The following is an 11,975-nucleotide window of genomic DNA, read 5'->3' as shown; positions in this document are numbered from 1 at the left end:
CCGGCATGCTGCACCACATGGACACCACGGACTTCTGGAATCTGATCGACGACGCCCGCGTCCGGGTCACCGACCCGGCGGACGCCGAGGCCGTCGTCGAGCGGGCCTCCGCGCTGCTCGCCACCCGGCCCCGGGACGAGATCACCGCGGCGCAGCAGTTGCTCTGGGACCTGATGGCCGCTTCCTACCGGGCGCCGCTCTGGGCTGCGGCGTACACGGTCAACGGGGGCTGTTCCGACGACGGTTTCGACTACTTCCGGGGCTGGCTGATAGCGCAGGGGCGCGAGGTGTTCGAGCGGGTCGTCGCCGATCCGGACACGCTGGCCGAGCTGCCGGAGATCAGGGCTGCGGCGGCGGAGAGGGAGGAGGTGGAGTGCGAGCGGATGCTCGCGGTGGCCTGGGAGGCGCACCGGGCGGCGACCGGCGAGAACCTGCCCGGTGGCTCGTTCTCGATCAGATACCCCGCGCTGGACCCGGATTGGGACTTCGACTTCGACGACGCGGAGCGGGTGGCGGCGCGGCTGCCGAAGCTGGCCGTGCTGTACGCGTGAGAAGGAGGGTGCGGGGTCCGGACAGCCGCCGGGCCCCGCACCGCACCGTGTGGATCAGTCGAAGATCGGGCCCTGCGTCCGGGTCCGCTTGATCTCGTAGAAGCCGGGGATCGACGCCACCATCAGCGTGCCGTCCCACAGCTTCGCCGCCTCCTCGCCCTTCGGGGCGGGGGTGACGACCGGGCCGAAGAAGGCGATCTGCTCGCCGTCGGAGCCGGGCACGGCGATGACCGGGGTGCCGACGTCCTGGCCGACCTTGTCGATGCCTTCCTTATGGGAGGCGCGCAGCTCGGCGTCGTACACGTCCGAGTCCGCGAAGTCCGCCAGCTCGACCGGCAGGCCGACGTCCCCCAGCGCCCCCACGATCGCCTCAGGGGTGGGACCCTCGTCCTGGTTGTGGAAGCGGGTGCCGAGCGCTGTGTACAGCGGGCCGACGATGTCGTCGCCGTGCTTCTGCTGGGCGGCGATGACGACGCGGACCGGGCCCCACGCCTTCTCCAGCAGGTCGCGGTACTCCTCCGGCAGCTCGTCGAGCTTGTCCTCGTTGAGGACGGCGAGGCTCATCACGTGCCAGCGGACCTCGACGTCGCGGACCTTCTCCACCTCCAGCATCCAGCGGGAGGTCATCCAGGCCCAGGGACAGAGCGGGTCGAACCAGAAATCGACGGGGGTCCTGCCGTTCACCGGGCTGTTCTCAGACATGTCTCTCCTCAAGAGGCGGTCGCACCTGTGCCCGAGAACGCCGCAGAACGTGCCCGTCATTCCCGGCCACCAGGGCCGGAACGCGCGTGGGAGGATCAAAGCATTCGAACGTGACACAAAGGAGTGCACCTGTGCCCGGTCAGAACCTGTCCCGCGACGAGGCCCACGAGCGGGCCGAACTGCTGACCGTCGACGGATACGACGTCGTGCTCGACGTGCGTTCCGCGATCGACGGGCCCGGCGGTGGGGAGCAGCCGTCCGATCCGCGGACCTTCCGCTCGGTGACCACGATCCGGTTCCGCACCGCGCGGGCAGGGGCGTCGACCTTCGCCGACCTGCTGGCGCCGAGCGTGACGTCGGTGACCCTGAACGGTCAGGCGCTCGACCCCGCCGTCGTCTTCGACGGAACGCGGGTGGCGCTGAACGATCTGCCGGAGGGCGAGAACGTCCTGGTGGTCGACGCGCAGTGCGCGTACAGCCGGACCGGCGAAGGCATGCACCGGTTCGTCGACCCGGAGGACGGCGAGGTCTACCTCTACACGCAGTACGAGCCGGCCGACGCGCGGCGCGTCTTCGCGAACTTCGAGCAGCCCGACCTGAAGGCACCCTTCCGCTTCGAGGTGACGGCGCCCGAGGCCTGGACGGTCTGGAGCAACGGGACGGAGGAGTCCCGGGACGGCGGGGTCTGGCGGTTCGCCGAGACGAAGCCGATCTCCACCTACATCACGGCGGTCGTCGCCGGCCCGTACCACTATGTGACGGACTCCTACAGCCGTACGTTCGACGACGGCACGACGCTGGACATCCCGCTCGGCGCCCTCTGCCGCAAGGGGCTCGCCCGGCACTTCGACGCGGACGACATCTTCCTCGTCACCAAGCAGGGCCTGGACTTCTTCCACGACAACTTCGACTACCCGTACCCGTTCGGCAAGTACGACCAGGCGTTCGTGCCCGAGTACAACCTCGGCGCGATGGAGAACCCGGGCTGTGTCACGTTCCGCGAGGAGTACATCTTCCGCGGCAAGGTGACGCAGGCGTCGTACGAGAGCCGGGCCAACGTCATCCTGCACGAGATGGCGCACATGTGGTTCGGCGACCTCGTCACCATGCAGTGGTGGGACGACCTGTGGCTGAAGGAGTCCTTCGCCGACTTCATGGGCGTCTTCGCCATGGTCGAGTCGACCCGCTTCGAGGACGGCTGGATCACCTTCGCCAACAACCGCAAGTCCTGGGCGTACCGCGCCGACCAGCTGCCGTCCACGCACCCGATCACGGCGGACATCCGTGACCTGGAGGACGCCAAGCTGAACTTCGACGGCATCACGTACGCCAAGGGCGCCTCGGTGCTGAAGCAGCTGGTGGCGTACGCCGGGCGGGACGCGTTCCTGGAGGGCGCCCGGCGCTACTTCAAGAAGCACGCGTACGGGAACACGCAGCTGGGCGACCTGCTGTCGGTGCTGGCCGAGACGTCCGGGCGGGACATGGTCACCTGGTCGCGGTCCTGGCTGCAGACGGCGGGCGTGAACTCGCTGACGCCGGTGGTGACGTACGACGCGGCGGACCGGATCACGGAGCTGGCCGTGCTCCAGGAGGCGGTCGAGTCGCACCCGGAGCTGCGGCCGCACCGGGTCGCGGTCGGCCTGTACCGGCGCAGGTCGGACGGCGACCTGGTGAGGTACGCGCGCGCCGAGGTGGACGTGGCGGGGGCGCGCACGGTGGTCGGGGAGCTGGCCGGGGCCGAGCGGCCTGACCTGATCCTCGTCAACGACGACGACCTCACGTACTGCAAGGTCCGCTTCGACGAGGCGTCCCTCGACACGCTGCGCGCACACCTCGGTGCCATCACCGACCCGCTGGCGCGGGCGCTGTGCTGGTCCGCGCTGTGGAACCTGACGCGGGACGGGCTGATGCCGGCCCGCGACTTCATCTCGCTCGTGCTGGACTTCTCCGGCCGGGAGTCCGACATCGGCGTCCTGCAGATGCTGCACGCCTGGACCCAGACCGCGCTCGTCCACTATGCCGCCCCCGAGTGGCGCGAGGAGGGCGGCCGGGCGCTGGCCGAAGGCGCGCTGCGGGAGCTGCGGATCGCTGCGGCGGGGAGCGAGCACCAGCTGGCGTGGGCGCGGTTCTTCGCGGCGGTCGCGGACTCGGACGCGGACTTCCAGCTGCTGTCCTCGCTGCTGGGGGAGTCCGCGCGGATCGACGGGCTCGAGGTCGACCAGGAGCTGCGGTGGGCATTCCTGTCGCCGCTGGCTGCGCACGGGGTCGCCGACGAGTCGGTGATCGATGCCGAACTGGCCCGGGACGACACGGCGTCCGGCAAGCGGCACCACGTGCGGTGCCTGGCCTCCCGGCCGTCGGCGGCGGTCAAGGCACAGGCGTGGGTGGCGGTGGTCGAGTCGGACACGCTGTCCAACGCGCTGGTGGAGGCGACGATCACCGGGGTCGAGCAGTCGTCGCAGCGGGAGTTGCTGGCGCCCTACACGGCTCGGTACTTCGAGGCGATCGAGCGGGTGTGGGCCGAGCGGTCGATCCAGATCGGGATGGCTGTGGTGAAGGGGCTGTTCCCGGCACTGCAGGACGACGAGCCGACGCTGGCGGCCACGGATGCGTGGCTGGAGGCGCACGCGGACGCGGCGCCCGCGCTGCGGCGGCTGGTGCTGGAGGCCCGGGACGATCTGGCTCGGGCGCTGCGGGCACAGGCGTGTGACGCGGGGGCCGGCGGCCGGTTCTGAGCGTACGCGGGGCCGGACGGAGGCGGGGACGGGGAGGACGAGGACGTCACAGGCGGGATCGTGCCTTTTCGGTCGTCGAACTCCCGTCCTTTAGACCGACCGGCAATTGGGGGGGTGGGTGAAGGAGCGGGGCTGGGGTTCGTGCATCGCAAGGCGGAGGATCGAGCCGGATGGGGTCTCCCCTGCTCGAGCGAAGCCGAGAGCTTGGGGAAGGAGCCATGGTGATTGACGACAACGCCGCGAGGTGCGTGCCCCAGCCCCGTGACGCCGCCCCCCGATTGCCGGTCGGTCTTAGAGCGGGCTTGTCCTGAATCATCGACGGGCGTGTAACAGGGGTTAGCCGCACGACGGCGTGCGGCATACCCCGGAACATGACCCAGAACACCCCGCTCTCCGCCTGCCCCGTCCGCCTCCCCACCCGCGTGGAGCAACGCGTGCTCTCCGCCGAGGAGTTGAAGGTTCACGGGGTGTCCGCCGCCCGCGCCGCCGCGCAGTGCCGGGACGGCGGTCCGTGGCAGCAGCCGCTGCCCGGTGTATTTGTGCTGCACCCGGGGCCCCCCACCGGTGAGGAGCGGCTGCGGTCCGCACTGCTGTACGCCGGACGGCGGCGCGGCGCGGCGGAGACCGGGGACGGCGAAGGCATGGTCACCGGGCTCGCCGCGCTGGCCCTGCACGGGTTCTCCGCCGCGCCGCCGCTGGACTCGCTCGACCGGATCGACGTTCTGGTGCCCCGTACCCGGCGGCTGCGGTCAGCCCGGTACGCGCACGTGGTGCGGACGGCCGAACTGCCCAGCCCGGTCCGGCTCGCCGGGCTGCCGGTGGCCCCCGTGGCGCGGGCGCTCGCGGACGCGGTCGCCGGGATCGGGGACGCCTCCGCCGCACGGCGGCTGCTCACCGAGGCGGTCCGCGGAGGACTGTGCGAGCCGGCCGCGGTGGTAAGGGAGTTGAGCCGCGCCAAGCTTCTGGGCCGTCTCCATGTGGTGCACGCCGTGGACTCGTTGATCGCCGAGGGGCGGGCGCCGGCGGAATGCCGGTTGTACGAGATGGTGCGGACGTACGACCTACCGGAGCCGTTGTGGAATGTGAGCCTCCGACTGCCGGGCGGGCCGCATCTGGGCGAGGTGGACGCCTACTGGCCGGAGGAGGCGGTCGCCGTCGAACTCGACACCGGGGCGCCCCGGCACAGCCCGCTCGACGGCGACCGGCGTCGGGCCGGCCTCGACGCCCGGTGGTCCGGGTACGCCGCCGAGCGGGAGCACCTGGAAGGGCTCGGCATCACCGTTGTCCGCCTCACGCCGAAGAGGCTCCAGGAGGCGCCGGAGCAGCAGGCGACCGCGGTGCGTACCGCGCTGATGGCTGCCGCCGACTGTGCCCCTGCTGAGTATGTGGTCATCCTGCCCCGCTGATAAGGGAGTTATCACCGGGTTCATCCCTCGTGGCGCATCAGCCCCATTGGCGGAAGTACGCCACAGCAGCAATTCGGACACACCAACCCTCCACAAAACCTGGCCTTTACGAAAGGCTGAGCGGTCATCCGGTACCGAATTCCGGACTTTCTCTTTCACTTACAGGGATGCTGATGACCTCCGAATCCCCCAGTTCCATATCCGGGGCGAGACGCGTGGCCCGAGTCGCGGCTGCTGCCGGTCTGGTGGCCGCACTGGCCGCCTCCGGTGCCGCCCCGGTCTTCGCCGCCGACGACCCGGCCACCGCCCTCGTCAAGGCAGCCGCCGACAGCGACAAGCTCGGTGCGGCCGATGCCGATCTTCTGACCAAGGCGGAAGCCAAGGGCGAGAAGAACATCACCATGATGATCGCCACGGCGCCCGGTGCGACCGAGCAGGTCACCAAGCAGTTGGAAGCTGTCAAGGGGTCCGTGCTGGGACGTACGTACGACAAGCTCGGCTACGTCCGCGCGACCGTACCGACCGAGACCGCCGAGGCGACCATCAAGGCGGCCTCGAAGCTGACGTCCGTCCAAGGCATCGATCTCAAGCAGGAGATCATGCTCGACGACCCGACGCCCTCGGGCGACCGGGCCGCCGGGGCGACGACAGCGTCCACGGGCACCTACCCGGCGCCCAGCAGCAAGACGCCGGCGAAGAACCCGTACAACCCGTCCTTCGAGACGGGTGCGGTCGACTTCGTGAAGGAGCACCCGAAGGCCGACGGCCGCGGCGTGACCATCGGCATCCTGGACTCGGGTGTCGACCTCGGTCACCCGGCGCTCCAGAAGACCACCACCGGCGAGCGCAAGATCGTCGACTGGGTGACGGCCACCGACCCGGTCAGCGACCGCGACGGCACCTGGCTGCGGATGACCGCCTCGGTGACCGGCCCGACCTTCACCATCGGCGGGCGCACCTACTCGGCGCCGAGCGGCTCGTACAAGATCCAGCTCTTCTCCGAGGCCGCCACCAAGGGTGGCGACATGGCCGGCGACCTGAACCGGGACGGCGACACCACCGACGTCTGGGCCGTGCTCTACGACCCGGTCGACGGCACCGTCCGTGTCGACCTGAACAACGACGCGGACTTCACGAACGACGCCGTCATGAAGCCGTACAAGGACGGCCACCAGGTCGGCTACTTCGGCACGGACGATCCGGCGACCGAGGTCGTCGAGCGCATCCCGTTCGTCGTCGAGACCCGCAAGAACGTCGTGTACAACGCGGCCGGCGACAAGGCCGACTACGTCAACATCGGTGTCATCGAGAGCGAGCACGGCACCCACGTCGCCGGCATCACCGCCGCCAACGGGCTGTTCGGCGGCAAGATGAACGGCGCCGCGCCCGGCGCGAAGATCGTCTCCTCGCGCGCCTGCACCTGGACCGGCGGCTGCACCAACATCGCGCTCATGGAGGGCATGACCGACCTCGTCGTGAACCGCGGTGTCGATGTCGTCAACATGTCGATCGGTGGCCTGCCGGCACTCAACGACGGCAACAACGCCCGCGCAAGGCTCTACAAGCGGCTCATCGACATGTACGGCGTCCAGCTGGTCATCTCGGCCGGGAACAACGGCCCGGGTGTCAACACCATCGGTGACCCCGGCCTCGCCGATCACGTCATCTCCGTCGGTGCGTCCGTCTCCAAGGAGACGTGGGCCGCCAACTACGGCTCGAACGTCACCAAGAAGTACGACATGATGCCGTTCTCCTCGCGCGGTCCGCGTGAGGACGGCGGCTTCACGCCGACCCTGACGGCCCCGGGTGCCGCGATCAACAGCACCCAGACCTGGCTGCCCGGCGGCCCGGTCAAGGAGGCGGGCTACGACCTGCCGGCCGGTTACTCCATGCTGCAGGGCACCTCGATGGCCTCGCCGCAGGCCGCCGGTGCGACCGCGCTGCTGCTGTCCGCCGCGAAGCAGCAGCACATCGAGCTGCCGCCGGCCGACCTGCGCACCGCGCTGACCAGCAGCGCCACGCACATCGAGGGTGTGCCCGCGCACGCCCAGGGTGCCGGTCTGATCAACATCGTCGACGCCTGGAAGCTGATCGAGAAGCAGGGCGCCCCGGCGCACGAGTACTCCGTGAAGGCCCCGGTCGACACGGCGATCGACTTCGCGCTGGAGACCCCGGGCTTCGGTACCGGCCTGTACGACCGCGAGGGCGGCCTCAAGGCCGGCCAGACGAAGTCGTACGACGTCACGGTCACCCGCACCACGGGCCCGGACAAGGCCGTCACGCACCAGCTGTCCTGGAAGAACAACGACGGCACCTTCGCGCTCACCGGCAGCAGTGCCATCTCGCTGCCGCTGGGCAAGCCGGTGACCGTCAAGGTCCGGGCGAAGCCGGGCAGCGCGGGCGTGCACAGCGCGATCCTGCAGGTCGACGACGCGAAGACCGTCGGTGTGGACCAGCAGATCCTCGCCACGGTCATCGTCTCCAACGACCTGGTGAAGCCGGGTTACGCGTTCACGGCATCCGGCTCGGTGCAGCGCAACGGCACCACGTCGTACTTCGTGAACGTGCCGGAGGGCGCCAAGACCCTTGAGGTCGCGATGAGCGGCCTGCGCTCGGGCAGCCAGACGCGGTTCATCTCCCTCCACCCGTACGGGGTGACGATGGAGAACAGCGGAACGCCGTTCTGCTACCCGAACTACGACAACCCGGCCAACACCTGCCGCCCCGACGTGCGCTCGTACGCCGACCCGCAGGCCGGTGTCTGGGAGATCGAGGTCGAGGCACGGCGCACGTCGCCGCTGCTGGACAACCCGTTCAAGCTCGACGTCTCCCTGCTCGGCGCGTCCTTCGACCCGGCCGTGCAGACGCTGCCCGAGGCGAAGATCGGCACGCCGACCGCGGTGAGCTGGACCGCCACCAACGGTGCGGGCGACCTGGCGGGCAAGCTCAAGGGCGGCTCGCTGGGCTCGGCCAAGGTCGCCACCCCGTCGATCAAGACGAAGGACCAGCAGATCACCACCGTCACCATCGGTGAGGGCGTCGAGAAGCTGGACGTCGCCATCGGCGGCACCTCGGACGCCAACGCCGACCTGGACCTGTACGTCCTCGACAAGGACGGCAACCAGGTCGGCGCCTCCACGACCGCAGGCTCGGAGGAAGCGGTCAGCCTGGTGAAGCCCGCCGCGGGTACGTACACGATTCGCGTCGACGGCTACTCGGTCCCGGCCGGGACCACCACGTACAACTACCGCGACGTGTACTACACCCCGTCGCTCGGCACGCTCAAGGTCGACGAGTCGAAGGCCGTGAACCTGGCCAACGGCGCCTCGGCACAGGTCGGCGCCGAGGTCGTGGTCGCCGGTGCGGCTCCCGAGGGACGTCAGTTCTTCGGCGAGGTCCGGCTGGTGAACAGCCGCGGCACCGCGGCAGGCACCGGCAGCGTCGTGATCGAGAAGGTCACGCCGTAGCGGTTGCCTCGCGGTGATACGGGGAGGGGCCGGCGCCCGCACAGGGGCGCCGGCCCCTCGCCCGTTCGCGAGGGCACCCGCCCCGCCCGTTCGCGGGTGCGCTCAGCCGGGGCCCGGGCAGCCGGAGCGGGACTCCGGCAGGACAGCCGACATCCACTCCCAGGCGGCCTCCCGGTCGGCCCCCGTGTACGACTGGACCCCTTCGCCGGCGAACCGGGAGATGCTCACCACCATCCGCTCACCCGGCCGGAAGTACCCCGCCTCGTCACGCGAGACGAGGAACTCCATCTCGGCAGGCCCGCCCCGCTCCGGTTTGAGATAGCGTTCCACGGCGAGTACCACCCGTACGCTCCCGCCGGCCCCTTCGGTACGGGTCACGGAGCCGTCGGCGATGGTCCGGGCGCAGGCCACCATCCCCGACTCGGTGAGCTTGGCGTCACCCCCCTCGCCCGCGGGCTGCGCCGCCCGCCAGAGCACTCCGACGCCCAGCGCGCACACCAGGACCACCACCGAGGCGGCCAGCGCGAGCGGACCGCGGCGCATCCGGGACCGCCGCACCACAGGGGCGGCCCGCGCCGGCTCCCCCCCGGCGGCCAGCGTGTCCCCGATGTAGCGGAGCCGGCCGCTCAGGACCGCCATGTCCCGGGCCGCCGCCGCATACCGGGCCGCCGTCGGGTCGCCCCCCTCGGGCACCGGCTCCCCCAGCAGCACGGCCATGAGCTCGTCGGAATCGTCTTTCCTGGGCACCGTCACACCACCTCGTCCGCATGGAGCCGCGCACGCATGGCCTTCGCCGCCGCGTGCAGACGACTCTTGACCGTTCCTTCCGGGACGGACAGCTCCGCCGCGATCTGCGGCACGGAGAGATCCGCGTAGAACCGGAGCACCAGCGCCTGGCGCTGCGGGGCCGGCAGCGCGTCGAGGCCCTCGGCGACCGCCAGCGCGAGCAGCCGGCCCTCCTGGTCGTCCCCGGAGGTCCCCGTATCAGGCCCGCGCAACGCGTGGAGCCTGGCACCGATCCGTTCCTGCCGGTGCCGGGTGCGATGCCAGTCGGCGGCCAGGTTCGAGGCGACCACCGCCGCCCACGCCCCCACCTCCCGCGGCGCCTCCAGGCCGTTCGCGAGGCGTTCCAGCAGCCGCAGCCGGACCTGCTGCACCCCGTCCTGAAGATCGGCGTACGGCACTCCGCCGAGCGACAGGACCGCGCGGACCCGGTCGACCTGCGCGGGGCCGAGGGGGTCCGCCCCCGCGCCCAGAGCTCTCCTTCTCAGCAAGGACTGCCTCCCCTGGAGCGTGTTTCCCCTCTGACGCGGAGGCGTTGCGAAACGTTCGATTCCCGCCCGCTGTCCGTCTGCCGGACAATGGATTGGACAAGGAAGCCGTGGACATACGCATCATGGAACGGCAACCGCGCCAGCTCGTACGTTTGAAGGAGTCCCTGTGAAGGTCGGAATCGTCGGCGCCACCGGTCAGGTCGGCACAGTCATGCGCAGGATCCTGGCCGAGCGGAAGTTCCCGACCGACGAGCTGCGGCTCTTCGCCTCCGCGCGCTCCGCAGGTTCCACGATCGAGTGGGAAGGCCAGGAGATCACGGTCGAGGACGCCTCCACCGCGGACTACACGGGTCTGGACATCGTGCTGTTCTCCGCCGGTGGCGCGACGTCCAAGGCGCTCGCCGAGAAGGTCGCCTCCCAGGGCGCCGTCGTGATCGACAATTCCTCCGCGTGGCGCAAGGACCCCGAGGTTCCGCTGGTCGTCTCCGAGGTCAACCCGCACGCGATCAAGGACCGTCCCAAGGGCATCATCGCGAACCCGAACTGCACCACGATGGCCGCGATGCCCGTGCTGCGCCCGCTGCACGACGAGGCCGGTCTCGACGCGCTCGTCGTCGCCAGTTACCAAGCGGTCTCCGGCTCCGGTGTGGCCGGGGTCGCCGAGCTGCACGGGCAGGCGTCCAAGGTGATCGCCGACGCCGACAAGCTCACCCACGACGGCGGGGCCGTCGATTTCCCCGAGCCGGCCATCTACAAGCGGCCGATCGCCTTCAACGTGCTGCCGCTTGCCGGCTCGATCGTCGACGACGGCTCGTTCGAGACCGACGAGGAGCAGAAGCTCCGCAACGAGTCCCGCAAGATCCTGGAGATCCCGGAGCTCAAGGTGTCCGGCACCTGCGTCCGGGTCCCGGTCTTCTCCGGCCACTCCCTCCAGATCAACGCCCGCTTCGCCCGTCCGATCAGCGTCGAGCGCGCCTACGAGCTGCTGAAGGACGCCGAGGGCGTCGAGCTCTCGGAGATCCCGACCCCGCTCCAGGCGGCCGGCCAGGACGTGTCGTACGTGGGCCGCATCCGGGCCGACGAGACCGTGAAGAACGGGCTGGCGCTCTTCGTCTCCGGTGACAACCTGCGCAAGGGCGCGGCGCTGAACGCGGTGCAGATCGCGGAGCTCGTCGCGGCGGAGCTGAACGGCTGACGCGTCGCACGGACAGAGGTTTCGGCGGGCACCCTGCCGGGTGTCCGCCGACACCTCTGTCCGTGCCCTCTCTCCCTCCGCCGTCAGCCCTGCGGCCTGCGGACCTCGAAGTGGAAGCAGCCGTACTCGACGGCCCTGACATGCACCAGCGCCACCTCCGGGTCGGCGAACGCCTCCGCGAACGCCTCGTCGAAGCCGCGCGACGGGTCGGCGGGGATCTCCAGCAGACGGCCGCCGACGATGTGGCCGTCCGCGTTGTAGCGGCGGACCGTGCGCAGCGCGCCGGCCCGGGCGAACGGATAGCCGTCCCCGCCCGCCGCCGGGCCCTCGCACTCCTCGGCGTGGATGTAGACGGGGCCCTGCTCGTCGTAAGCCCCGGGCCTGGCCCAGGTCGCGGCCGCCCAGCGGCGCAGCGGCGCGTACGAGACGAGGGCGATCCGCTCCCCCGGCTCGACGCCCCGCAGACAGCAGCGCAGCGGGCTGCCGCCTTCCCGCTCGGTGTAGGGGGCGCAGGGACGGCCCGCGTCGTCGGTGTCGCGGAGCTCTTTGAGGACAGCAGGTTCGATGGGACGTGCCTCGTAACGGGTCATGGTTCGAGCGTCGCGCGTGGCACCGCCGGGGTCCGGCGGAAAACGGACATAGCGT

9 protein-coding genes are annotated in these 11,975 nt (G+C 70.5%); 5 read left to right on the top strand and 4 right to left on the bottom strand.

Features of this window, described 5'->3' with window-relative positions; all coding sequences use genetic code 11:
- Positions 1-17: 17 nt before the first annotated feature.
- Complete coding sequence (locus tag ACNPQM_RS09125) at positions 18-551, top strand: DUF4240 domain-containing protein (RefSeq protein ID WP_418083600.1); 534 nt, start codon at positions 18-20, stop codon at positions 549-551.
- 54 nt (positions 552-605) lie between these two features.
- Here ACNPQM_RS09125 and ACNPQM_RS09120 read toward each other — a convergent pair whose 3' ends face one another.
- The gene (locus tag ACNPQM_RS09120) at positions 606-1,253 is read right to left on the bottom strand and encodes a DsbA family protein (protein ID WP_418083599.1); all 648 of its coding nucleotides are present in this window, start codon (positions 1,251-1,253) and stop codon (positions 606-608) included.
- 131 nt (positions 1,254-1,384) lie between these two features.
- Here ACNPQM_RS09120 and pepN point away from each other — a divergent pair, with 131 nt between their 5' ends.
- The 3 genes from pepN to ACNPQM_RS09105 all read left to right on the top strand — a co-directional run bounded on the left by pepN (position 1,385) and on the right by ACNPQM_RS09105 (position 8,861).
- The gene (gene pepN, locus ACNPQM_RS09115; protein ID WP_418083598.1) at positions 1,385-3,988 is read left to right on the top strand and encodes an aminopeptidase N; all 2,604 of its coding nucleotides are present in this window, start codon (positions 1,385-1,387) and stop codon (positions 3,986-3,988) included.
- Positions 3,989-4,359: 371 nt separating this feature from the next.
- A complete protein-coding gene (locus ACNPQM_RS09110) occupies positions 4,360-5,394 on the top strand; it encodes a hypothetical protein (RefSeq protein ID WP_418083597.1) in 1,035 nt (344 codons plus the stop codon).
- Positions 5,395-5,561: 167 nt separating this feature from the next.
- Positions 5,562-8,861 (top strand): S8 family serine peptidase, encoded by a 3,300-nt coding sequence (locus ACNPQM_RS09105; protein ID WP_418083596.1) that lies wholly within the window; start codon positions 5,562-5,564, stop codon positions 8,859-8,861.
- Positions 8,862-8,963: 102 nt separating this feature from the next.
- On the opposite strand, the gene ACNPQM_RS09100 is transcribed toward ACNPQM_RS09105, so the two are convergent.
- Together ACNPQM_RS09100 and ACNPQM_RS09095 are read right to left on the bottom strand one after the other, a co-directional pair.
- Complete coding sequence (locus ACNPQM_RS09100; protein WP_418083595.1) at positions 8,964-9,608, bottom strand: hypothetical protein; 645 nt, start codon at positions 9,606-9,608, stop codon at positions 8,964-8,966.
- Positions 9,609-9,610: 2 nt separating this feature from the next.
- Entirely contained in the window at positions 9,611-10,135 is a 525-nt protein-coding gene (locus ACNPQM_RS09095; protein WP_418083594.1) for an RNA polymerase sigma factor, read from the bottom strand.
- Positions 10,136-10,301: 166 nt separating this feature from the next.
- On the opposite strand from ACNPQM_RS09095, the gene ACNPQM_RS09090 reads away from it, so the two are divergent.
- Positions 10,302-11,330: an aspartate-semialdehyde dehydrogenase gene (locus tag ACNPQM_RS09090; RefSeq protein WP_418083593.1), complete on the top strand. Its 1,029-nt coding sequence runs from the start codon at positions 10,302-10,304 to the stop codon at positions 11,328-11,330.
- 83 nt (positions 11,331-11,413) lie between these two features.
- Here ACNPQM_RS09090 and ACNPQM_RS09085 read toward each other — a convergent pair whose 3' ends face one another.
- On the bottom strand, positions 11,414-11,920 hold the full coding sequence (locus ACNPQM_RS09085; protein WP_418083592.1) for a DUF1203 domain-containing protein: 507 nt from the start codon (positions 11,918-11,920) through the stop codon (positions 11,414-11,416).
- Between the last annotated feature and the right edge of the window lie 55 nt (positions 11,921-11,975).

The sequence above is a fragment of the Streptomyces sp. NPDC056231 genome (genome assembly GCF_048270745.1).
Lineage (GTDB): Bacteria > Actinomycetota > Actinomycetes > Streptomycetales > Streptomycetaceae > Streptomyces.
The sequence above is the reverse complement of the archived record's forward strand: the minus strand, read 5'-3'. Positions and strand labels throughout refer to the sequence as shown.

What these genes read in the sequence shown, in the direction of transcription:
- ACNPQM_RS09125 (WP_418083600.1), top strand. Translation starts at nt 18, where the DNA reads ATGGACACCACGGACTTCTGGAATCTGATCGACGACGCCCGCGTCCGG.
- ACNPQM_RS09120 (WP_418083599.1), bottom strand. Translation starts at nt 1,253, where the DNA reads ATGTCTGAGAACAGCCCGGTGAACGGCAGGACCCCCGTCGATTTCTGG.
- ACNPQM_RS09110 (WP_418083597.1), top strand. Translation starts at nt 4,360, where the DNA reads ATGACCCAGAACACCCCGCTCTCCGCCTGCCCCGTCCGCCTCCCCACC.
- ACNPQM_RS09105 (WP_418083596.1), top strand. Translation starts at nt 5,562, where the DNA reads ATGCTGATGACCTCCGAATCCCCCAGTTCCATATCCGGGGCGAGACGC.
- ACNPQM_RS09085 (WP_418083592.1), bottom strand. Translation starts at nt 11,920, where the DNA reads ATGACCCGTTACGAGGCACGTCCCATCGAACCTGCTGTCCTCAAAGAG.